The sequence below is a fragment of the Chitinophaga agri genome (assembly GCF_010093065.1).
Taxonomy (GTDB): Bacteria; Bacteroidota; Bacteroidia; order Chitinophagales; family Chitinophagaceae; genus Chitinophaga; species Chitinophaga agri.
This window is the reverse complement of sequence record NZ_CP048113.1, coordinates 1,302,748-1,326,511: the sequence shown is the minus strand read 5'-3', so window position 1 is coordinate 1,326,511 and position 23,764 is coordinate 1,302,748. Positions and strand designations below refer to the sequence as shown.

General features: G+C 47.0%; 12 protein-coding genes. 8 read left to right on the top strand and 4 right to left on the bottom strand.

Annotation, left to right across the window (positions count from 1 at the left end; all coding sequences use genetic code 11):
* Positions 1–52 precede the first annotated feature (52 nt).
* Together GWR21_RS04985 and GWR21_RS04980 are read right to left on the bottom strand one after the other, a co-directional pair.
* A complete protein-coding gene (locus tag GWR21_RS04985; protein WP_162330672.1) occupies positions 53–7,033 on the bottom strand; it encodes a fibronectin type III domain-containing protein in 6,981 nt (2,326 codons plus the stop codon).
* A gap of 371 nt (positions 7,034–7,404) precedes the next feature.
* Positions 7,405–8,595, bottom strand: coding sequence for a glycosyltransferase family 2 protein (locus GWR21_RS04980; RefSeq protein WP_202929048.1), 1,191 nt, complete (start codon positions 8,593–8,595; stop codon positions 7,405–7,407).
* Between the two features lie 481 nt (positions 8,596–9,076).
* On the opposite strand from GWR21_RS04980, the gene GWR21_RS04975 reads away from it, so the two are divergent.
* Genes GWR21_RS04975 through GWR21_RS04945 form a run of 7 tightly spaced genes read left to right on the top strand, consistent with a single transcriptional unit; the run spans position 9,077 to position 16,569 of the window.
* Positions 9,077–9,469: a response regulator gene (locus GWR21_RS04975; RefSeq protein WP_162330671.1), complete on the top strand. Its 393-nt coding sequence runs from the start codon at positions 9,077–9,079 to the stop codon at positions 9,467–9,469.
* A gap of 50 nt (positions 9,470–9,519) precedes the next feature.
* Positions 9,520–10,674 carry a sugar transferase gene (locus GWR21_RS04970; RefSeq protein ID WP_238430193.1) on the top strand — a complete coding sequence of 385 codons (1,155 nt, stop codon included), beginning with the start codon at positions 9,520–9,522 and terminating at the stop codon, positions 10,672–10,674.
* Positions 10,674–11,885 carry a glycosyltransferase gene (locus GWR21_RS04965; protein ID WP_162330670.1) on the top strand — a complete coding sequence of 404 codons (1,212 nt, stop codon included), beginning with the start codon at positions 10,674–10,676 and terminating at the stop codon, positions 11,883–11,885. Before GWR21_RS04970 ends, GWR21_RS04965 begins: the two co-directional genes overlap by 1 nt.
* Positions 11,869–12,792: a glycosyltransferase family 2 protein gene (locus GWR21_RS04960; protein ID WP_162330669.1), complete on the top strand. Its 924-nt coding sequence runs from the start codon at positions 11,869–11,871 to the stop codon at positions 12,790–12,792. The genes GWR21_RS04965 and GWR21_RS04960 overlap by 17 nt, the downstream gene beginning before the upstream one ends.
* Complete coding sequence (gene asnB / locus GWR21_RS04955; RefSeq protein WP_162330668.1) at positions 12,780–14,681, top strand: asparagine synthase (glutamine-hydrolyzing); 1,902 nt, start codon at positions 12,780–12,782, stop codon at positions 14,679–14,681. Before GWR21_RS04960 ends, asnB begins: the two co-directional genes overlap by 13 nt.
* A 4-nt stretch (positions 14,682–14,685) precedes the next feature.
* On the top strand, positions 14,686–15,816 hold the full coding sequence (locus GWR21_RS04950) for a glycosyltransferase family 4 protein (RefSeq protein WP_162330667.1): 1,131 nt from the start codon (positions 14,686–14,688) through the stop codon (positions 15,814–15,816).
* Positions 15,817–15,834: 18 nt separating this feature from the next.
* Positions 15,835–16,569: a class I SAM-dependent methyltransferase gene (locus GWR21_RS04945; protein WP_162330666.1), complete on the top strand. Its 735-nt coding sequence runs from the start codon at positions 15,835–15,837 to the stop codon at positions 16,567–16,569.
* Between the two features lie 146 nt (positions 16,570–16,715).
* Here GWR21_RS04945 and GWR21_RS04940 read toward each other — a convergent pair whose 3' ends face one another.
* Positions 16,716–18,053 (bottom strand): lipopolysaccharide biosynthesis protein, encoded by a 1,338-nt coding sequence (locus tag GWR21_RS04940; RefSeq protein ID WP_162330665.1) that lies wholly within the window; start codon positions 18,051–18,053, stop codon positions 16,716–16,718.
* 501 nt (positions 18,054–18,554) lie between these two features.
* Here GWR21_RS04940 and GWR21_RS04935 point away from each other — a divergent pair.
* Entirely contained in the window at positions 18,555–23,018 is a 4,464-nt protein-coding gene (locus GWR21_RS04935; protein WP_162330664.1) for a PKD domain-containing protein, read from the top strand.
* A 119-nt stretch (positions 23,019–23,137) separates the two neighbouring features.
* On the opposite strand, the gene GWR21_RS04930 is transcribed toward GWR21_RS04935, so the two are convergent.
* The gene (locus GWR21_RS04930; RefSeq protein WP_162330663.1) at positions 23,138–23,764 is read right to left on the bottom strand and encodes an acyltransferase; all 627 of its coding nucleotides are present in this window, start codon (positions 23,762–23,764) and stop codon (positions 23,138–23,140) included.

Genomic DNA, 23,764 nt, shown 5'->3' with positions numbered 1-23,764 from the left:
GTGCAAAAAAATCCGGTTGACCCGGACTTTTTGGGGAGAAAACTGGTTAAGCTTAACGCTTAACCAGTTTTACCATCTTGGTTTCACCATTCTTACCGCTGATGCGGAGCAGGTAGATACCAGGAGCACTAATCCTTGAACCGGTGTTAATGCGCAGGGTACTGTTACCAGCTGGAACGGAGCCCTTATAATCTGAGTACAACAGTCTGCCGGCTACGTCAAAGATCTCTACTCTCACGGCAGTTTCTGCTTTCAGTACTATGTCTACGTTGAACTGATTATCGAATGGATTTGGATACACCTTCGCATCTCCAAATTCCGCTGTTTTTTCAGTTGGTTTCACCACGTCGGTCACTACACCCACCAGGTTGTTGATCAATCTGCCGGCCGGTGAAGCCTCAGGATCAACCGGGCCCTCCTCGTCCTGCGTAGCAGGATCAACATGTCCTCTGATAGTCAGTGCTGCGATCAGACCGTAGCGGGATCCTGGTGTGCCAGGATCAACATCGATGTGGATCTTACCATAGGCATCAGGAGAGACATCGCGGATAGTTACTACACCACTCTTGTTCATAGAGGCATTCAACCATGCCATCTTCGTGCCATTTACTGTGTATTTACCAGTAATGTCTTCCCACTCGACAGAGCTACCGAAGAATACCAGGTCATATTTCAGGGTCTGGTTAAGTCCGGTAATGTTGAAGTCAGCGTGGTTACCCGGGAACAGGCCGTAGTTTTCGACCATTACGTTGTCAGGATAAACACCGCTGTTGTTACCGGTATTCATACCTGCTGAGTACATACCATCAAAGTTTTGCAGGATGGTAAGACCGATGCCGGTTGTATTCGTCTGGCCGTCCTTCATGTTGCTGATTGCCACACCAGCTTGTGGACGCATACCCAGGTTGTTCCATGGAGCAGGAGCTACCAGCAGTTCGCTGAAGTTCACCTGCACGCTGAAGCCCGGGGTCGTAGCTGATGCCGCGTTACTGTAGTCAGAGTTGCCCAGCAGTCCGTTTGCACGCACTTTATAGTAGTACTTCTGGTTGACACTCAGATTATTATCTGTATAAGTCACCACATTTGCACCAAGTGTTGCTATCTGTGAGTAGCTGCCGCCTGATACTGCACGCCATACCTGATAACCTGATTCGTTGTTAGCCCTGTCAGCCCAATCCAGTTTGATTGATTTTGCACCGGTAGCTTCTGCACGGAGGTTCACCGGATTCAGTACGCCTAATGATGCGTCATATTCTTCCAGCACCATCGCGTTCATGTGCATGTAGTAACCTGCGCTGGTCTTGTTGACGAGGATGGTGATCTCACCGGCCGCACTAGGCGCCACACCATTGATCTGTTTAGTGACAGAAGTGTTGTATGCCGGATCAATTACCACGCTGTCAGTGCCGATAGTATACCTCACTTTGGCGTTCACACCGAAGTTCAGACTACTAAAGAAGACAACGTTATAACGTTTGCTATTGTTCAATCCTGTGAGTCTTACCGTGTGGGTGATGTTTCTGCTGTCATATACCGCGGACTGCATTACCTGGTCAGGATAGATACCTGAGTTATCGTAAGTGCTCATACCAGGAGCAGTAGCATCATTTTCCCAGTTTTCATTGAAGATCATATTGATGCCGGTTGCGAAACCTGATTCGTCTTTTGCATTCGTCAGTCTTGTACCAGCGTAAGGGAACCCTGCCACATTGTTCCATGGTGCAGGCGCCGGATTGCTGGATGAGAAGTCGAAGTAGATGCTCTTCGTGTTCTTATCAGAAACAAGCACATTGAAGGTACTGCTGGACGCTGCACCCTGGTTGTCGGTAGCAGTGAGTGTCACTGCATAGCTACCCAGGTTGTTGGCGGTCGGACTGAAGGAGAATGTGCCGGTTCCGTCGCCATTGTCGGTGAAGTTACCGAATGCTGGCAGACCGTCTACTGTCAATGTCACGGTATTACCCAGATCGCCTGTAGCCTGTACATTGAACTGTGCGGATGCTTCAGCTTTAAGTTTGATGTCAGCGATAGCAGCGATGCGGGGAGGTTTAACCGGTACCACTACACCAGCGATGTTACTGTAGCCTGCAGATACACCTGCAGAGTTAGACGCGCTGATCTTATAGTAGTAATGCGTGTTGCCATGCACAGTACTGTCTACATAGGCGCTGGCGGTGGCGCTGTTCAGACTGCCCAGCAGGCTGTAGCTGCCCAGTGAGTCAGTAGAGCGGTGTATCCTGTAGCCGGTCGCATTATAAGCAATGTTGGTCCAGCTGAGTGACACATTACCGTTTGCTTCGCTTGCGGTCAGGTCTTTAGGAGCAGCTGGTGTTGTACCATCGTCCAGGATCGCGTTCACCTCGATAGCGCCCAGGTAACCTACCTGTGTTCCATTGGCTAAAGCCATGTTAAAGGTGATCTCGCCCGAACCATTAGGTGCGATGTTATCAAAGTTTGCGGTAGTAGAGGTATTACCCTGTACATTGATCGGAATGCTCACACCATTCATGGTGAATATGGTGGTACCATTGTTGGCCAGTACAGACCAGGAACTACCTGCGTAGAACTTGAAGGAGTATTTCCTGTTGGCATCCAGCCCTGTCAGTTTACCATCAATAGCATTCTGAGAGGTGAAGATACCAGGATAAGAACCGAAGAAGTAGTATTCTCTCATGACAGCATCAGGGTATACACCACTATTATTGCCCGTCTGAGGACCTTCGTTCCAGGAGAACCAGTTACCTGTCAGTAACTGCAGACCGACACTGGTGGTTTCTCCTTTATCATTTTTCAGATTAGCCGTTGACACAGTGGAAATGTTGTTCCATGGTGCAGCAATGTCTGTCTGATGTTTGAAGCGGACGAAGAATTTATAGTTAGGATCCTTGTCAGCCACAGTAACGGTGAATGTCTTATTGTCGGTACCGCCGTTACCGTCCACAATTGCCACTTTCACAGTGTATACACCCGCATCAGCGTAGCCTGGATTGATATTCAGGGTAGCGGTACGGTTGTTACCGGTGAGAGAGATGAATGAGGGCAGAGATACACCAGACCATGTAAGAACGTCTGCTGTATTCTGGTCGCCAGCTGTGAGTGATAGCTGCTGACCTGCGCCCTCATTCAGAGATACGTTGGCAATTGAGGTTATGATAGGGCTAAAGTTGTCATTGATCGTGAGATTGAAAGTAGCGGTGTCTTTACCACCGAAGGCATCAGCTGCATATACTGTAAGGTTGGTATAGCTACCCTGCACGCCTGCGTTAGGAGTTACCTTCAGGTAAGATCCCTGTGCGTCAGCTGCCAGTGTAACGAAGGCAGGCAGATTAGCAGTGGTCAGTGTCAGCGGATCTTCATCCACATCTGTAGCTACGATCCGGATATGTGTTTCCACATCATAGCGTGCTGACTGGTTGCTGATCGCTTCGATGGAAGGTCTGTTATTGCCTGTAACAGCGGTAACGTTAGCGGAGTAGCCGGAGTTACCACCATCGCCTTTCGCACGAACACGGTATACATACTGCTGATTTGCAAACAGTGCTGTATCAGTGTAGGTATTGGAAGCACCTGTTACAGTATCTAATGTTTTAACAAGAATGAAGTTGTTGCTCGTACCGAAGGAACGCTGAATGTCGAAGCCTGTGGTATTCGCATCGTTGTTTGTCCATGTGAGCTGGATAGCTGATGCAGAATTTGCGGTAGCCGCCACGTCAGCCGGCGTACCAGGAGCTGCAGGCAGCGTATTGGTCAACGTGCTGTAGAATGGCAGGTTCTGTCCGGAGAGCTGTGTGATCTCTGCCTGTGTCAATGCCTGGCTGATGATCGCAACATTATCCATCTTACCGTTGAAGTAAACGCCGGTAGAGTTGAATGCATTGGTGCCATTGTTCACACCGAGGCGTGAGTTATTGCTGGTAGCTGCGATCGTGGTATAGCTGGTTGTCAGAGACGCTGCCAGGTCGCCGTTAATATACATGCGGAAGGCACCGCTGCTGTATACCAGTGCTACATGTGTCCATGCAAGACTGGTGAACGGTACTGACAATGTACTACGGTTGCTACCGCTGGCCACATTGGCTTCCAGTTTATTCGCATTTATACGCAGTGCAATACCAGCGTCGCTGCCACCCATATCCAGGATGATCCGGTTGTTGTCAGTAACGTTGGCTTTGAACCACAGTGAAATTGTACGTGCAGAGAATGCATCATGCAGGTAGCCACTGCCATTACCGCCGATACTTACATAAGAACTGCTTCCGTTGAAAACAGCGGAGTGGGTACCTTCTACCTTATCGGTATTAGAGTAGGTCAGACCATTCGCACTGGTAGTATTGTTATTGACAGAAATATCAGTGATGTTATTATCAAAAGCATATACCGAGCTGTATGGGTAACCAGTAGACAATGCAGACTCACCAAACTGGCCTATTGCGCGTACTTTATAGAAGTAGCGGGTGTTGGCGGCTACGGAATTATCCACGAGGGAAGTTGCATTCGCATTCGCTTTTCCTATCACACTGTAAGTGCCGGTAGGGGATGTGCTGCGATATAGTTCAAAGCCTGTTTCATTATCACTGTTGTCACTCCATGTCAGGGTTACCTTGTCGAATGAAGTAGCTTTCGCACCAAAAACGGCAGGTGTAGTTGGCGCATTGCCAGGGATCGCCATGGTATCGCCCAGGTACTGATCAGGAATGTTGGTCAGACTGTTGATACCAAGTGCAGTGGATCTCCAGCGGATGTTCATTGCCTGACCACCAGTACCCTGGAAGTAGGTAACTGTGATCGGATAAACACCAGCAGCAAGGTTCAGCGCTGAACTGCTTACCTGGGTAGTACCATGCGCACCGTCATTGTTGACAGTTGCAGTACCGCTGAAGGAATAGTTCATATTGAAATACAGCTTGCTGCCATCATCAGAGTTCGTACCGAAATAGTAAGTACCTGCAACCGGAATGGTAATGAAACCAGTCCACATCATGGCGTAGTTGGTTTCTCTGTTTCTGACAGTGATATCAACATTCGGTGTTCTGCCTGTTTCCACAGGGGTCAGGTTATTAAAGTTTGGCAGCGTAGAATAGGTGCCTTCATAATATTTATAGCTAAGGCCTTTATTCACCGTAGTACCAGTTACCTGGTTGCTTGGAGCGGAGCTGTTATTTGCAGCGTCTCTTGCCACTACGTAGAAGTTGTACACCTTCCTGTCGGTCAGACCGTAGGTCACCATGGAAAGCTGTGTGCCTTCTACTGTATAGGCTTTTGCATTATTCACATAAATATCATAAGCCGCTACACCTACATCGTCTGTAGAAGCTGACCAGCTGAGGGATACAGAGCTGGTGGTGGAATTGGTGACCGTCAGATTCAGCGGAGCTGTAGGTTTCACCTTGTCGCTCTGTGTTGTTCCACTGGCTTCAGCAGATACAGGACCGGCGCCGTTCCCATTTACCGGACGGATCACATAAAAGTATTTGGTGCCAGCTGCGAGATTGGCATCATTAAATACCAGCACATCAGCCGCTACTTTACCGATCAGTTTATAATTATTACCGGAAGTCGTACTACGATATATTTCGAAGCCTGTTTCATTGTTAGCCGGATTGGCTTTATCTGTCCAGTTCAGTGTTAACTGTGTCTGTGAAACAGGAGTCACCGTAACGCCACTGACGATATCAGGTACATTGGTACCCGCAGCAGCAATTACAGCATAAGGACTAGAGAAGCTGCTCGCACAACCGAATTGTTCCGTTACGCGGGCGATGTATTGTCCTACACCAACATCAATAGTGTTCGTAGAACCAATAGAGGTATTGTTACCCACGCGGCGCCATTCGTAAGAAGCGTAGCCGTCAGGCAGTTTCAGTGTCACAGTGGTGCTGCCGTCGGGAGCGGGCAGTACGTTTGTTGCAAGAGCGTCAATAGATATAGGCGGCGTTACAGTGGCTGCCTTTGTTTTAATAACAAGTGGGGTAGGGGAGAATTCAGACCACGCACCGCCGGCAGTTCTTCTCACTCTTACAGCGTAGGAACCGAGTGCGGTAATGGTGATGCTATTACCGGTAGCGTTAGGGATGGTGACACCGTCTTTCTGCCATTCATAAGCAGCAAAGCCTGGAGGAATACCTGCAACAACGTTGACAGATTCTCCGGGACAGAATTCAGCTCTTCCCGTCAGTGGCCATGGTGTAAGTACATTGGCCCTGTTCATAAACGGAATGAAGTCCGTTTCGGCCCAGGCGGTGTTCCATGTGCCGTGGCCAAGATTCGGGTAAAGTGTGTATTTCATGTCTGCACCTGCATTCTGGTATGCCGTCATTACGGTGTTAGCGGTGTAGGGAGCAGGTGAGTTATCCAGACCTCCCTGGAAATACCACATGGAGGTGAACTTCAGTTTATTTACATTTTCGGAGGTGCCATCGCCATTGGCAATACCACTCATAGGCATTACTGCGGCGAAGGATTGTGGATAGCGTTCTGCGAATCCCCAGGAACCATACCCACCGGCCGAAAGGCCGTTTACAATTACTCTGTAGAGATCCGCTTTTGTCTGTACAGCTAAGCTGTCCAGCAGTTCCTTGATGATGTCGAACTGGCCGTTACCCCAGTTACCGTCAGCAGTTTGTCCATAAAAAAGAAAGCCGTCAAAGTTGCCGTTGTCCGTTTGTGTTTCAAAGTTCTGGCCACCGTGTAAGAGCTGGTATTCGTTATCATAAACGGTACCGCCTTCACCACGACCGTGAAGGAATACGAAAACAGGGTACTTCTTGCCGTCAGCAACGTTATGTTGATAGGTCTTAGGGAATTTGAGACGGAAGTTAAGTCCCTTGTAGATATAACATTTAAAGTCGGATGTATTCCAGCTTAGCCGGTTGGTTTTAACCCATTTCCCTATGCGGCCATAGGCAGGCGCTGTAGGGGGAGAGGCTGAGTTGTACACAACAATGGGGTCTGCGGGATTAAGGGCTTGCTGTGCATGAGCCGTACCCGCAAAGAGCATCAGAATGCTGATAAGTAAGTGTACAGTTCTTTTCATAAAAAGAAATATATATTATGGACAATCGGGGATTAACCCGGTAATTAGCCAGAAATAATAAAATAAAATAACCCAAAGCACCTAGTGCAGGTCAGATCAGAGGAGATGGTAAAATCAGAGTAGAGAAGACGAGGTATCGTGCAACTCTCAAGATTGGCTTTTATGTAGGATGAGGTTAGGAATTATATCACACGTGAAGCTCTCTTACATTGGATAAGGATTAAGCTCAGTGTACTCGGTTCAAGTTCCAAAAGTAAGTGTATATTTCTTAAGTTGGACATTTTTTTAGCGAAAATCTGTTTTTAGACGGTGAATGCTATAAATCGATTCGTGAAACCATATAACTCAGCAGTAAATGTAAATATTACACATTATCCGACAGTTAACTGCCGTTGTGAACGATCCCATACGGCGGATTGCTTTTTCCTCAGGAAGCGGCCAAAACCCTGATATACGGCGATGTTCATAAAGACGAAATAAAAAGGAACATATAACAGTTTACTCTTTACACCTTTCTTCGCCAGCAGGAATCCGGCGAAAGCCATGCCGTAAAATGCCAGTTGCGCCAACAGGAACAGTTGGTATATCCCCCCCCCGCCAGCAATGCAGATAAGGATGTTGGACAGCAATGCAAGCAGCAGGCATAACGGCGCTACTGTCCAGCGGGATACACGGTGTGACACATATTGCCAGGTGATCTTTGGATAACGGAATACATTAAGCAGATCCAGGAGACGGCTCATTGACTGAAAGCCACCGGCGGCAATACGCACTTTTCGTTTATACTCATCCTGCAGGGACGCAGAAGGTGTTTCCTGCGCGTATGCATCAGGAGCATAGGCGACCCGGTAACCCTTTTTGTTGATGCCGAAAGAGATCATAAAATCATCCAGGATGGTGTCAGCCGGAACATCCTCGTATAAAACAGTTCTCACGGCAAAAAGTTCACCGGCAGCCCCCATGACACTATAAAGTTCCGCATCCCATTTCTTCAGCAGCGATTCATATTTCCAGTACATTCCTTCTCCTGCACCTTCCGCCTCCGCCTGGTCTGCAACCAGGATCTTTTTCTCACCGGCGACGGCCCCTGTCTTTTCATCACGGAAGTGACGCATGAGACAAATCAGTACATCATTATTTAATAAGGTATTGGCATCAGAAAAAACGACAAATGGTGTTTTAACATGTTTCATCGCACGGTTCACCGCCATTGTTTTCCCTTTTCTTTCGGGTTCATGCAGAAGCGTGATCTGTGGATAACTCCTTATTATATTATTGGTATCATCAGTAGATCCGTCAGTGACGAAGATGATCTTTAATTTGTCAGCCGGATAATTTAGCGAAAGCGTATTTGTGATCTTTTCTCTGATAAAGGCCGCTTCATTGTATGCGGCTACCATAAATGTTACTTCCGGTATAAAGGAAGATCCGTCTCCAATATGTTGGGTTTTTACGAAGTAACGACGTATTTTAATTACTATATATAGTAGTAGTCCGTATCCAATGTAACTATAACAAACCAGGAAAATGCTGCACCAGAAAATCGTAGAGATCACAATCATAATATAAGCAGTTAAGGGGTAATCGGAGCGCCAGTAGCGTATTACATAACAATCCCATATGGGTGTCCTGAGCAAAAGTATAATAATTGTACAGTATTTTTTCAGCAGTGTTTCCTACATTTAAAAAAAAATAATCCTATGACCCTCATGATTATTCGTTCACGATAATTTATAACGCATTCACCCAAAAAAAGTGACCGTTTACGGAAAACATATGGGGAAATGAATAAAGTATTATATTTTTACATCGTTGTTGTATACATATACAATTACTAATTTTTACAGCTTGCACTTTATGATTAGTTTCGTACTTTAGTGGAAGTTTTACGAGAAACCATATTTGAATCATTTCTTTCATATCCCCTGAGAAACTGTTTTAAGTTCCATAGAAACCTTATCCAATTTAAAGCCAATAAACAGATAGATTTTCCAGTATCCTAACAGGTATTGGTTGTTTTTAGTAATATTAAATTGGTTAAAGGTGAAAAAAACAGTTTTAATTATAGATGATAGTTTACCCATCCGATACTTACTTGAGGTGATGCTAAACAGAACTTACAACGTTGTTTCAGCGTGTGACGGTCTCGCAGCTATGGCATGGTTAAAGAATGGCAATATCCCCGATCTGGTGATCACCGACCTCCAGATGCCAAATATTAACGGATGGGAGCTCATCGAGTTTATGACCGAGAGCAATCTGTACCAGCACATCCCTTTAATGGTCCTCTCTGGTGTACACGACACTAAAGAATCCTTCGCCCACATACGTCCGGGCAACATAAAGACGATCATCAAAAAACCGTTTGATCCGGTGATCTTACTGGATACTATTGATCATGTACTGAAAGCACAGCATGTTCCTGCTTTTTCATAGCACATGATGGATGATTTTATCAGTATGTAACCATTAATTCCTTTGTTAGCATGAATACATTTACTCCTGAACTGAGCGTATTGAAGAATGCGGCCCCAAAACAGTTTGAAGAACGTGAACAAACAATGCCCCGTCAGATTGTCGCCGACAGCCATATTGTGTTGTTCGTAGGGCAACATATTGAGACACCCGAACTGGAGTCTCAGGGTTATAAGTGTTTTTTCGCACAGGATTATGATACTGCAATTGTTACAATTGAGCAGTTACAATCTGTTTTTCGCAGAAAGCCGGGCGTTATTATTTACAGGTCGCACACTGATAATCAAAAAGGCCTGAATGCCTGGAAACAATTCTTCCAGCAGGATTCCAGCTGCGCATGCATCCCATTCCTGCTCTATACTGAAGACGTTACCCCCGAGATGACGGCCGCGGTGAAAAAATACACTTTCATCGACGAGATCATCACTACAAAATGTCTCCCCAAGCTCGCATCCAAAGTAGCTTTCATTAACAAGTTCAAACAGCTGAACGCATTTCCGCCTCTCACGGTAGTGGGCGGCAAGCGGAAACAGGACCACAAGCGTACGGTGAACGCAATATTAAAAAGAGGTTTTGATATCATTGTGGCAGGGACAGCCCTGCTGGTTATCAGTCCTATCTTATTGTTAATTGCAGCCATTATAAAACTTGAGTCAAGAGGCTCCGTTTTTTACGCCGCACGCCGCGCTGGTAGGAACTATCAGGTGTTCAAATTTTATAAGTTCAGAACAATGGTAGCCGACGCTGACAAGAAACTGCAACAGCTGCAGCATATGAATCAATATAAGAACGGTGACGGTCCCGTTTTTTATAAGGTCTCAAATGACCCGCGCGTAACGCGTTTCGGCGCTTTTCTGAGAAATACCAGCCTCGATGAACTTCCGCAGCTTTTTAATGTTTTAAAAGGAGATATGTCCCTCGTTGGGAACAGACCCCTGCCTTTATACGAAGCTTCCACCCTGACCACCGACGAATGGGCACAACGCTTTCTGGCTCCGGCTGGTATCACCGGTCTGTGGCAGATCAGCAAAAGGGGAAAAAAGGAAATGTCCGCACAGGAAAGAATTGCATTGGATATTAACTACTCCAATCAGCATAACTTTAAGTACGACATGTGGATCATGGCAAACACCCCTAAAGCTTTAATACAAAAAGATAATGTGTAATGATCTTTACGATTGAACTTATCCTGCTTATTTATCTGGGAGGTTGTGTGTTTTATAACCTGCTCTTCGGAATAGCAGGCCGACTGTTCCCTAAGAAAAATAGAAATACACCGGATGCACTGAAATACAGCAGGATTGCCGTTCTGGTACCTGCATACAAGGAGGATGAAGTTATTCTCTCCGCTGCACGGAGCTATGAATCGCTGGATTATCCGGCTGATAAATATGAAGTGATCGTTATCGCAGATTCCCTGCAACCTGAAACAATCACGACACTACGTGCGGAAGGTATCACTGTGATACCGGTTTCATTTAAAAAAAGTACAAAGGCTAAATCACTGAATGTCGCATTCACACAGCTGGATGAAGAGCAGTATGATATGGCCGTGATCGCTGATGCCGATAACATTCCGGCCGTAGATTTCCTGACAAAAATGAATAGCGCATTCCAGCAGGGGCATCACGCCATCCAGGCGCAACGTGTAGCCAAAAATCTGGACACGCCGTTTGCCATACTGGATGCAGCTAATGAGATGATCGCAAATCATATCAACCGGAAAGGCGCCAACGCGCTCGGATTGTCTGCCTCCATCATTGGTTCCGGTATCGGATTCGAATACCAGCTGATAAAACAGGCGCTGAAGGAGACAGAAGCTACCGGTGGTTTTGACAAAGTACTGCAGCAGTTGCTTGTAGAGAAAGGATACAAGATCCATTATCTCGAAGAAGCACTCATGTTTGATGAAAAGGTGGAAAATGCCGCCGCCTTCGAAAATCAGCGTAAACGCTGGTTGTCGAGCCAACTGGTGTACGTGCGTCAATACTTTGTAAGAGGCTTCAGCGCCTTGCTGAAAGGCCGTATAGACTACTTCTATATGTCCGTCGGACAAAACCTGCTGCTGCCCCGTATGTTATTGCTGGCCGGCCTGTTCTTTATCTCATTCATTTACCTCGTGGCAGGCCGGTATCTCACAGTACCCCTGTACGTATGGGCTATCACACTTGGCGCGTTTGTTGTTAGTATGCTGCTGCCTTTACCGGGTAAGTTCTACTCAAAATACCTGTTCACTGTTATACTCAATCTGCCACGTGTAGTCGGTATTATGGTGGGCCTGGTATTCAAACTCAAAGGCGCCAACAAGACGTTCATTCATACAAAGCATTCCAAAACTACCATCGATAACCCCCTGGTCAATGTCGCAGGAAAATAACATAGCACCGCTGGTTTCTATCGTAACGGTTAACTATAACACAACTGCCGTTACCTGTGAATTGCTGCATTCCATCAGCCATAACAGCTATCGTAATGTAGAAGTGATCGTAGTGGACAATGCCTCTGCCGAAGATCCTACGGATGCATTGTTAGCGGCCTATCCTGCTGTAAAGGTCATCAGGAGTGCTACCAATAAAGGATTTGCCGGTGGCAATAATCTTGGCCTCGCAGCTGCCACAGGGAGTTATCTCTTCCTGGTGAATAATGATACTGAATTTACGGATGGCCTGATCGAAGGATTGCTGGAAGTGTTCTATCATCATCCTGATGCCGGAATGGTCAGTCCGAAGTTTCATTACTTCTTTCATAAAGGCACGATCGAGTACGCAGGTTACCAGTCAGTAGATGTATTCACCGGCCGTAACAGCATGATCGGTTGTAAAGAACCTGACCAGGGACAATACGATCAGATCTCTTCCACGCACTATGCACATGGTGGTGGTATGATGACAACAGCGGCTGTATTGAAGGACGTGGGACTGATGCCGGAAGTGTATTTCCTCTACTACGAAGAATTTGACTGGTGCGAACAATTCAAACGCAAAGGCTACAAGATCTATTATCAGTACAAATCACTCATCTATCATAAAGAATCAATGTCCACGGGCAAGAACAGTCCATTGAAGACATACTACCTGACCAGAAACAGAATACTGTTCATGCGCAGAAACGTGGCATTACCGAACCGGATCATCTTTTTACTGTACCTGACGTTGTTTACCATTCCCAAGAATACGTTACAATTCCTGCTCAAAAGAGAAAAGGAACACCTAAGAGCTTTCTGGAAAGGCATTATGTGGAACGTAAAACACCGTCACTTAAATTTAATACCATGTGTGGCATAGCAGGGTTTATTGATTTCTCCAAAAAAGCCAGCCTTCCCGTACTGAAAGACATGACCGATGCCCTGCTGCATCGCGGTCCGGATGACGGTGGTTACGAAGTGTATGAACACCCCAATGCACTGATCGGACTGGGTCAGCGCCGCCTTTCCATTCTGGACCTTTCCAGTGGTGGCCATCAGCCCATGCACTATAAACAATACACCATGATCTTCAATGGTGAGGTGTATAATTTCAAGGAGATCCGCCATGAACTGGAACAACTTGGCTATCACTTTACCTCCAGCAGCGATACCGAAGTACTGATCAAAGGTTATGATTGCTGGAAAGAAAAGATCGTAGACCGTTGTATAGGTATGTTTGCCTTTGTGATCTATGACAAGGAAGAACAACAGGTCATCTTCTGCCGCGACAGAGCCGGCGTGAAGCCGCTCTACTACTACTGGCATAATAACGTGCTGCTGTTTGCCTCCGAACTGAAAAGCTTTCATCAGTTCCCCGGCTTTGAGAAGAAGATAGATGTGAACAGTGTCTCCCTGTTCCTCCAGTACAGCTATATTCCCGCGCCGTATACCGTTTTCGAACATACGCATAAACTGAAACCAGGGCATTACATGCATATGTCCCTGACCAATAAAGCACTGACCACCTCCGAATACTGGAGTGTGCTCGAAGCTTACCGCCAGCCGCTTACCGACATGTACGAGGGCGATATCATCCGTCATACCAAAGAACTGATGGAAAGTGCCTACCGTTACAGAATGGTGGCAGATGTGCCCGTCGGTGTATTCCTGAGCGGTGGTTATGACAGTTCCAGTGTAGCGGCCATCTTACAGGCTTCTTCCGGTAACCGTCTGAAGACCTTTACTATCGGCTATAAAGAAGCTGCCTTTGATGAGTCAAAAGAAGCCCGCAGAATTGCGCAGCACCTCGGTACAGATCATACAGAGTGGATCGTAGGACCGGAAGATGCGAAGGATATCCTGGAGCATCTGCCTGAGATTTACGATGAACCATTCGCAGATAATTCAACAGTGCCTACCACGCTGGTAAGTAAACTGGCGGCTAAGCAGGTGAAGGTGGTATTATCTGCTGATGGCGGGGATGAGCTCTTCGCAGGTTACAATAAATTCAATCAGTCACTGCAGTATACAGAGCGCTTTCCAAAATCGCTGCAGGGCATGGTGAGCAAGGTGATGAACATGGTTGATCCCGCTGCTATCCCATATTTCAATAAGCAATACAACTTCGCCAGCCGGTATGAAAAGATGAAACTCATCTGGGCATCCGGTAAGTCTCAGCAGGCACTGAAATATATCAGTCAGTATATTACTGAGTCTGAGGCAGCCAGTTACCTGGGAGGCGCACGTTCCGCCTACAAGACCAACTTTGATATGAACGGTGAACTGAATAACATCAATGATCCGTTGAACCGCCTGTTGTCTGTCGATTACAAAACCTTCCTGGTAGATAATAACCTGGTGAAGGTGGACAGGGCAACCATGTCAGTGAGCATTGAAGGCCGTGAGCCGATGCTGGATCACAGACTGGTGGAGTTCCTGGCAAGGGTGCCTGCGCACATCAAAGTGAAGAATAAGATCAATAAGTACATTCTGAAAGAAATTGTACACCAGTATATCCCTAAAACATTAATGGACCGTCCCAAACGTCCGTTTATCGCTCCGCTGACACACTGGTTCAGAGACGAGCTGAAAGAGCAGATGGAATATTATCTGTCTCCTGAAAAGCTCCGGCAGACGGGTATTTTCGATCCTTCACATATCGAAACACTGAAACAGCACTATTTTAATGGCGGAAAGGTGAGTCACCAGAAACTCTGGAACATCCTCGTGTTCCAGTTATGGTACAGCCGTTGGATAGAACAATTGTAAAGAGATGGAAGCGACGAAAAAGATCAGGGTCTTACAGACCATCCGTCAGGGTAAGGTCGGTGGAGGAGAAAGTCATGTGCTGGACCTGGTACGTTACCTCGATAAAGGTCTGTTCGAGCCGGTGGTATTATCCTTTACCGATGGACCGATGATCACCTCACTGAACGAGATGGGCGTGCCGGCGCATGTTATCCATACAGAGCGCGCTTTTGATATCGGCGTCTGGAAGAAAGTTAAGCAGTTCCTGAAAGCGCAGCGCATGGACATTGTACATGTACATGGTACCCGCGCCAACACAAATGTGCTGTGGGCGGCCCGCTCCCTCGGATTACCAGTCATCTATACTATCCATGGATGGTCATTTCATGATAGTCTGCCGGCATGGAACAGGAAAGCCCGGATATTGGCAGAAAAATTCATCACCCGTCTTACCCGGCTCAATATTACCGTATCAGATTCCAATCACCGTACAGGAGAACGCGAATTTGGGCATTTTAATTCCACTGTGGTCAAAAACGGCGTGAACCTTGACAAGTTCAACCGTAATGGCACTTACCCGGACGTAAAGGCCGCCTATGGCATCCCTGCGCATCACCTGGTGATCGGCTACATTGTGCGCATCACTGAGCAGAAAGACCCGCTGGGTATGCTTAGGGCATATGCCAGGGTATGCGCCAACTTTCCGGATGTTACCTTGTTAATGATAGGAGAAGGCGACCTGAAAGCGGCTGCCGTGGATCTGGCAAAGGAACTGAATATTGCTGACAGGGTCGTATTTGACAATTTCCGGCAGGATGTACCTGCTGTATTGCATGCCGTAGATATCTACTGTCTGCCCTCTCTCTGGGAAGGCTTTCCCATCGGTGTACTGGAAGCGATGGCCATGGCGAAAGCGGTTATAGCCTCGGATGTGGACGGTACAAGAGAGGCGGTCGAGCATGAAGTGACCGGACTGCTGGTGCCCCCTAAAGATGAAGCTTCGCTGGTAACAGCCCTCGAAAGACTGATACAAGACCGTACGTTGCGTACCCACCTGCAGGAGAATGCGGGTAAGTGTGTACAGGCTAACTTCGATGTACGGGATATGACCCATAAAATTGAAACGGTGTACCAGCAGGTGCTGGCGCCATTGTAAGATCATTAAACTTTACGCATGAAAATCAGAAATCCCCAATCCCGTTTTGACCTGGACATTAAAAAGACGGACAGGGTACTTGAGGTTGGAGGCGGCCACAATCCGCACCCACGGTCGAATGTTGTGGTAGACAAATACGTAGATGACAATACACATCGTAGTGGTGATATAAAAGTGCTGAGAAATCAGCAGTTCCTGAGTGCAGATGGAGAGAACCTGCCATTTAAAGATAAAGAATTTGATTACGTTATCTGCAATCACGTACTTGAACATGTAGAGAATCCGCATGCATTTCTCCGCGAGCAGTTTCGCGTGGCAAAGAGAGGATATATGGAAACGCCTTCTCTGCTGGGTGAACATCTGTATCCGAAGAAATCACATAAATGGGTACTGCTGGAAGTAGACAATAAAGTGGTGATGGTGGACAAGGAAAGGATCTCTTTCCCGACCAATTTCGACTTTGGGGACCTCTTCCTGGAGTATCTGCCCAAAGCATCCATCGGGTATAAGATCATGGAGAGAACGCACCCCAACCTGCATACCATGCGTATAGAATGGGAGGGTAGCTTTGACTTTATCGTGAACCCTGATGATAAAGATATTCTTAAATACTTCGAAGAGCCATGGACCCGCGAAATGGTACTCCATTATTTTCCACAGCGCTCGCTGGGGAAAGAACTCGCGGAAGCAACACGCGCTTTCACGCATATCTGTAAGAGCATCATCAGATCGCGTGTGCTGAAAAAAGCTTAGTATACAAACAGGATTGTTTTAAGGAGCAAAAAGCCCCCGGTGAACCGGGGGCTTTTGCGTTATATATCACTAAAAGTTAAAAGGAGATCAGGTGCGGCGCTGTTATGCGTGATAACTGTGATAGCAGGGAATAACAGCGCGTTTTACTATTTGACGAGCTTCAGTTTTCCGGTTATTTTTTCAAGCATATTCAGGCATTCAGCCCAACCGAGTTTAACGATCTCGCCCATTGTAAACGGAACGTATTTCTTCAGCATGTAATAGCCGACAACCACGCAGATGATCATATTGATCAGTGAGCCGAAGGCAACCCAGCGCACATCATGAAAGAGTGTGATGAAGACAATATCACCGATGATGTTCAGGATGAGTTTCAGGAAGTTCTTGTAAAAGTTGGTCAGCGGACGGTTGATCATATCCAGTGCTACGCCGATGAAGCGGTCAATAGGGTAGAAGATGGCACATAGCAGGAATATCCTTACCACATCCGTAGCCGGCAGATAGGCTTTATCAGCCAGAATGACGATCAGTGGTTTGGTAAAGATGATCAATCCGATAATAAACGGGATGATCACAATGCTAACGATGCCGGTGTAGCGGCTGAATGCTTTTGACACGCCGTTCCAGTCGTTCCTGTTGGCCGCGCTGGACAAGGTAGGTTGTGCCGTGGCCACGAAGCTGCGTAGAATGATCTCGATCACTTCCATGAACTTTTGCGGAATGCTGTAGATCGCTACAGCAGCGGGGCTGATCATGGTGCGGATGAGGAAGTTATCTGAGTAGTTCAGGAAGCCGGAGGAGATCATGCTACCGACGATGAGCCAGCCGTATTTAACGAGTATCATCACCTGCTTGTGCGTGCTGTGGACGAGTGAGCGTATTTTCGTCCAGCCCCTGATCAGTGTAAAGCAACTGGTAGCAGCAAGACCGATGGTATAGGCGAATAATACATGGGGTAGTGTTACAGTGCTGAAAAAATGAAAGAGGAGTATCATTACCAGGAAGCCACCGTTCTGCCAGAAACGGACCTGTAAGATCTTATCGAAGCGATGTTCGGCCTGCAGGAACCAGCTGGCGATATTAAACGGGACAGATACGACCATCATCACGCCGATCCAGCGCATAAAAAAGCGCCATGTTTCATCAAATTGACCGTACATGACCACGGCCACAGCAAGATTGAGACAGAGGTAAACGCCGGTAAGGATCAATACAAGATACCAGGCGCTTCCGGCCACTTCGCGGCCAGTCTTTTCATCTACGCCTGCATAGAATTTAATGATGCCTGAATTGAGTAAAGCGGTACGGATCTGGTCAAGAACAGTATAGGTGCCGATGAATAAAACCCATTCCCCGAAAGCCGGTAAAGAAAGTAGACGAACGAGGATCGCGAAGGATAGTACGTTAAGAAAAGCAGAAACGAGGTTACCTAACAAGGAGTGAAAATGCCTGTTGTTGATTACCGATAATAATTTAAATCCCATGTATATGATATAAATCCAGTGAATTGAAATATTGAGCGGTCTTTTTGACAGGATCAGGTTATTGGGGGAGGTTCCTCCTCAGATACAATATTACCAATATGTAAAAATTTATCAAAATTAAATTTACAACAGCCCCATCAATACTGTATTTTTTATTCTCTTACGTATTATATTTTTCCACGCTTTATAAATTAATATAATTACATATGAAAAATATTCTATTTGACAAATAAAAATAGTTTACTTTGCCGTCGGAACTTGAAAAAACAGCAGAAGGTATTAGATTATCAGAGGATTGGATGACTAGTACAGAATAATCAGGACAGACGCCCTTATGAGTTGACTAGTGCGCAAAAGACATACTTTTGACGAAAGACCTTTACTGGGACAACGTACACGATTACAACCAACGTGCTTTACCTTTTTTCGACTAATTACTTGTCGTTTTTGAACGGGGATAGGCCCCGCAAGCACACCATATAATTTTGAAAAACCTGACTGATGAAACATTTGTACTCTACTATGTTCAGAAAGTTAGCTGCTTGCCTTGCAGTGCTTCTGTTCACCACTTTAGCAGTAACCGCCCAGCAGAAAGCGGTATCATTAGCCGGAACGAAAGTTACAAACTCCGGAGGTTATTATGAATATGTGCCACCATCGTATGCTGCCAGCAAGGAATCTTATCCTTTGCTGATCTTCATTCATGGGATAGGGGAACTGGGTAATGGTACATCAGATCTTCCTTCGATCCTGCGGAATGGTGTGCCCAGGCTGATCGATAAAGGCCAGTTTCCTGCATCTTTCACCGTGGGCGGTAAGTCATTTTCCTTTATCGTCGCCTCTCCGCAGTTTAAAAATATTCCCAGCCCGGTAGATGTACTGAGCCTTGTCAATTATCTGAAAGGAAAATTCAGGATTGATGAAAAACGCATTTATGTAACCGGTATGAGCATGGGCGGTGGTGTTACGGAAGATTTCGCGAGTGCGAATGACTCCTACGCAAAGATTCCTGCCGCAGTTGTGGCTGTAGCCGGTAACATGAACCCAAGGCAGATGACCAATGCACCAAAGACACTCGCAAAGAATGACGTGCCGGTGTGGTTCCTGCATAACGAACTCGACCCTATTGTTCCTTCTCAATATTCAAAAGACTGGACTTCCATGATGGGAGCATATACGCCCAGTCCCAATCCACAGCCTAAACTGACCATCTTCAACGCAATAGGACATGATGCCTGGTCAAAGGCGTATGATCCCGCGTATAAGGAGAATGGTATGAATATATATGAGTGGATGCTGCAATATCAGCAGGGGGGTATTGTTGCTGCGCCACCGCCTCCCGGCAATAAAAAAGTGATCGCAAAGAATAATGTCGGCAATGGTATGTGGTACACCGATGCGAAAGCTGCCTTCAACCTGAACCCTGGTGATACGCTTTGTATTCCCGCCGGTGACTATGAATTCATACAACTCGGTAATCTGGTAGGTACTGCCGCTAAACCCATCGTTATAATGAACTGCGGGGGCGTGGTAAGGACCGGTATCAGAACGCTGAAAACAGACGTTTCCTTCAGTATCATGGGAGGAAAATACGTGCACATCAATGGCTCCGGTACACCCGGTGTTGAATACGGATTCGATGTGAATGGTCAAAACCTGCTGGGTATAAAAATGCAGGGTGTGTACCTCGGATCAGGTAGTTCTGATATCGATATTCACAACTTTTATATTCATGATGTAATGTCTTTCCTCGTGGCTAAAACCACGCAGGACTGTTCCAATCCGCAGTTCTGGGAAGGCGCCTATGTCATGAGGAATGTGAAGATCCACCATATCAAGGCGCGTTATTCTGATGCGGAAGGTTTTTACATCGGTAATACGCACTATACACTCGATTTTGCTTTTTGTAAGAATATCAAGTCTCACCATATCGAGAACCTGGAAGTATACGATAATGACCTGCAGTACATGGCGCAGGATGGCATCCAGGTATCCATGGCTGACCTGGGAGAAAACAAGATCCATCATAACCTTGTACGGTACTACGGCCGTACCAAAATAGAGGCGCAGGCTTACGGCTTGCTGATGGGTGGCGGCTCCCGCGTGAAGTTGTATAACAACGTGGTTGACAATGGTTTTATGCCTGGTATTGCATTGTTTGGTTCAGGTATATCCTACGTGTATAACAACACGGTATCCAATGTTGAAAATGGAGAAGGTATCAACGTTTCTGATAAACTGATCCTGCAACCTGTCACCGCCTATATCTATAATAACACTATCTACAATACAGGTAATACCGGTATAAAAATATATGCTTATCTGACAACTGTTGGTCACAAGGTCTACAATAATCTTGTCATCGAAAACGCGCTGGGGGGAAGCTATCCTACAGACGGTCTCTATATCCGCGGTGCACAGAACATCAAGTTGGACTACGGGAACAACCTGTTCGTTACAACTGCAAACGCCGGCAAGGTCGTGACCAGTGTCAGCAGCGGAGACTTCCATCTGACAAATACTTCTGCTGCAATAGACGCCGGTATTGCGAAAGCTGTCAGTGACCTGGGACTGACTACTGACCTGGATGATCAGAAACGTCCTGTCAATAGCGGATTTGACGTAGGTGCCTACGAATACCAGGGACCCAAAGCGCCTTCTAATGGTAACAAACTGCCAACTGCAAACGCAGGTAAAGATATCACGATCACATTGCCAACTAACACGGTGACGCTCGATGGTACCGCTTCCATTGATACAGATGGAAAGATCAGCAGGTACGCCTGGAAGAAGCTGAGTGGTCCGGCTGGAGGTACTATCTCCAACGCGGCAACAGCGACCACCAGCGTTACGGGCCTTACGGCAGGTTCCTATATTTTTACACTCACCGTAACGGACGATAAATCTGCTACCGATGTAGACAGTGTAACCGTTAACGTAAACCCGGCTCCGGCAAATAAGCCACCTGTGTCCAAGCCAGGTAGTGCTGTAACCATTACGCTGCCGACCAATACCGTGACACTCGACGGTAACGCTTCCACCGATGCCGATGGTAGGATAAGCAGCTATGCTTGGAAAAAAGTTAGTGGCCCGGCTGCCGGTACGATCGCGACGCCATCCGCAGCGAAAACAACTATCACAGGGCTGACTGCGGGTACGTATGTCTTCTCTCTTACTGTAACTGATGATGACAAAGCTGCTAACACCTCTAACGTTACTGTTACTGTAAATCCTGCGCCCAATAAAGCGCCTGTCGCAAACGCCGGCAGCGCCGTGACCATTACATTGCCCACTAATGCCGTTACGCTGGATGGGAAAGCTTCCAGCGATGCTGATGGTACGATCACCAGATATGAATGGAAGAAAGTGAGTGGCCCGGCCGCCGGTACGATCACGACGCCATCCGCAGTAAAAACCACTATGACCGGATTAACACAGGGCACCTATGTATTCTCGCTCACTGTAACCGATGATGATAAAGCGACCAGCACTGCCAATGTAACGGTAACGGTGAATCCTGCACCCAATAAAGCGCCTGTAGCCAATGCGGGTAGTGCCGTGACCATCACATTGCCTGCGAGCACGGTGACACTGGACGGTAAGGCTTCCAGCGATGCAGATGGTTCCATTACCAGATACGAGTGGAAGAAAGTAAGCGGTCCTGCCGGTGGCGCGATCACAACGCCATCCGCAGTGAAAACAACGATCACTGGTCTGACTGTGGGTACGCATATTTACTCACTCACTGTTACCGACAACAATGGCGCTACCGCTACCGCGAATGTAACAGTGACTGTTAAGGCAGCTCCGCAGGCGAATAAACCACCAGTAGCGAATGCAGGTCCGGATGTTACGATCACCCTGCCTGTAAACGAAGCAACACTGGACGGGTCCCTGTCAATGGACACGGATGGTAAGATCGTGAAATATGCATGGCATAAGATCAGCGGGCCACTCGGTGGTACGATCAAGTACAAGGACATACCTGTAACGAGCGCGCAACTGTTGATAGAAGGTACTTTCTACCTGGCACTCACCGTAACTGACGACGATGGTGCTACTGATACAGACACAATGAAGCTGGTCGTGAAACCTGCTGCACCTGTGGTGAACACGCCGCCGATCGCAAGAGCAGGTAATGATGTGACGATCAGACTGCCGGCTAACAGTGTAGTACTGAACGCAGCTGCTTCTTCTGATGCAGATGGTATCGTAACAAAATACCAGTGGCTGAAAGTAGCAGGTAAAGACGTACGGTTCTCTAATCCGACCGGTATTATTAACGTAGTCTCCGGCCTCACCGAGGGTACTTACGAAATAGAACTGGCCGTAGCAGACGATAAGAATGCCATTGCCACTGATAGGGTGCAGATCACGGTACTGCCGGCTGATAACAGCACCGGTAAGCCACCGGTATCCCTGACACAGGGCGACCTGACCATCCAGCTGCCTGTTTCAAGCATGAATGCGGATGGTAGCAGATCTTACGGAAACGGGGCTAATATCACTACTTATGCATGGAGGCAGGTGTATGGTCCGATACAGGCATCTATCACCACACCGGCAGCTAAAGCGACCGCTATCTCCGGACTGACGTTCCCAGGTAGCTATGTGTTTGAACTGACCGTAACTGACGATAAGAAGCAAAGCGCCCGTTCTACATTTGAAGTGAACGTGATGGATAAAGGGGAAGATGGTAACATCGTCGTTCCGGAGATCACCACTTATCCGAATCCTGTCGTGAGCACGCTGAACTACAAACAGCGTATGAAAAATGCAGGTCAGGGTACGATTTCGATCTTCAGTATGACCGGTAAGACGATGAAGACATTTGCACTGCCTGCAGGAGATAACCTGCAACAGTCACTGGATGTCTCTTCACTGCCAATAGGTACGTACATCCTCCAGGTGGTGTACAAGAACAGCACCTATAAATGGACGACCAAATTTATCAAAGCAGAATAGTGCATACCTACGCCAATATTAGCAGCCCATAGGGCACAAAACAGCGGCCGGACTACTAGTCCGGCCGCTTTCTGTTAAAAGGAGCACCGACGGAGTCAGGCGCCTGTAATATCAGTTAATTATACACGTTCCCACAGGTTTGTAGCAGGGTTATATTGTTTGATCAACCTGGCCGGATTACCCGCAACGACGCTGAATGCAGGCACATCTTTCGTCACTACACTGCCGGCAGCGACGACTGCATGTTGCCCGATCCTGACGCCCGCAGTGAGGACCACGTTAGCACCGATCCAGCTGTCAGCGCCTACGTAGATTTCGCTGGTCGTACAGGGCTGTTGCCCGATAGGTATCTTGACATCCTGGTAACCGTGATTAAGACCTGACATCACCACGTTCTGTGCGATGATCACATTATCAGCAATAGTCAACGGTCCGATAAGTACATTCCCGATACCAACCTGTACCTTGTCTCCGATACGGACATCGCCCATACCGTTATTGACAACAGAAAAGTCTTCGATAATGGAGCCTGCTCCAAGATCAAACGCATTAAAAGGAAAAACATCAAGTCGTGAGTAACGACGTATGATAGCGCCTTTGCCCTTCTTATGTATAAGGGGGTTCACCATCCACCTGACCCACAACCGGGGTCTGGCCTGGTTCTTCGGCATTAACATTCGGTGTACGAACTGTTTCACATTAGGATTACTCTTAATCCTGATCTTCAGACTGGTAAGTGTGCTCAT

Coding starts and splice junctions, on each gene's coding strand:
- GWR21_RS04945 (WP_162330666.1), top strand. CDS start 15,835: ATGAAAATCAGAAATCCCCAATCCCGTTTTGACCTGGACATTAAAAAG.
- GWR21_RS04940 (WP_162330665.1), bottom strand. CDS start 18,053: ATGGGATTTAAATTATTATCGGTAATCAACAACAGGCATTTTCACTCC.
- GWR21_RS04935 (WP_162330664.1), top strand. CDS start 18,555: ATGAAACATTTGTACTCTACTATGTTCAGAAAGTTAGCTGCTTGCCTT.
- GWR21_RS04950 (WP_162330667.1), top strand. CDS start 14,686: ATGGAAGCGACGAAAAAGATCAGGGTCTTACAGACCATCCGTCAGGGT.
- GWR21_RS04980 (WP_202929048.1), bottom strand. CDS start 8,595: ATGATTGTGATCTCTACGATTTTCTGGTGCAGCATTTTCCTGGTTTGT.
- asnB (WP_162330668.1), top strand. CDS start 12,780: ATGTGTGGCATAGCAGGGTTTATTGATTTCTCCAAAAAAGCCAGCCTT.
- GWR21_RS04965 (WP_162330670.1), top strand. CDS start 10,674: ATGATCTTTACGATTGAACTTATCCTGCTTATTTATCTGGGAGGTTGT.
- GWR21_RS04970 (WP_238430193.1), top strand. CDS start 9,520: ATGAATACATTTACTCCTGAACTGAGCGTATTGAAGAATGCGGCCCCA.
- GWR21_RS04960 (WP_162330669.1), top strand. CDS start 11,869: ATGTCGCAGGAAAATAACATAGCACCGCTGGTTTCTATCGTAACGGTT.
- GWR21_RS04930 (WP_162330663.1), bottom strand. CDS start 23,764: ATGAGCACACTTACCAGTCTGAAGATCAGGATTAAGAGTAATCCTAAT.
- GWR21_RS04985 (WP_162330672.1), bottom strand. CDS start 7,033: ATGAAAAGAACTGTACACTTACTTATCAGCATTCTGATGCTCTTTGCG.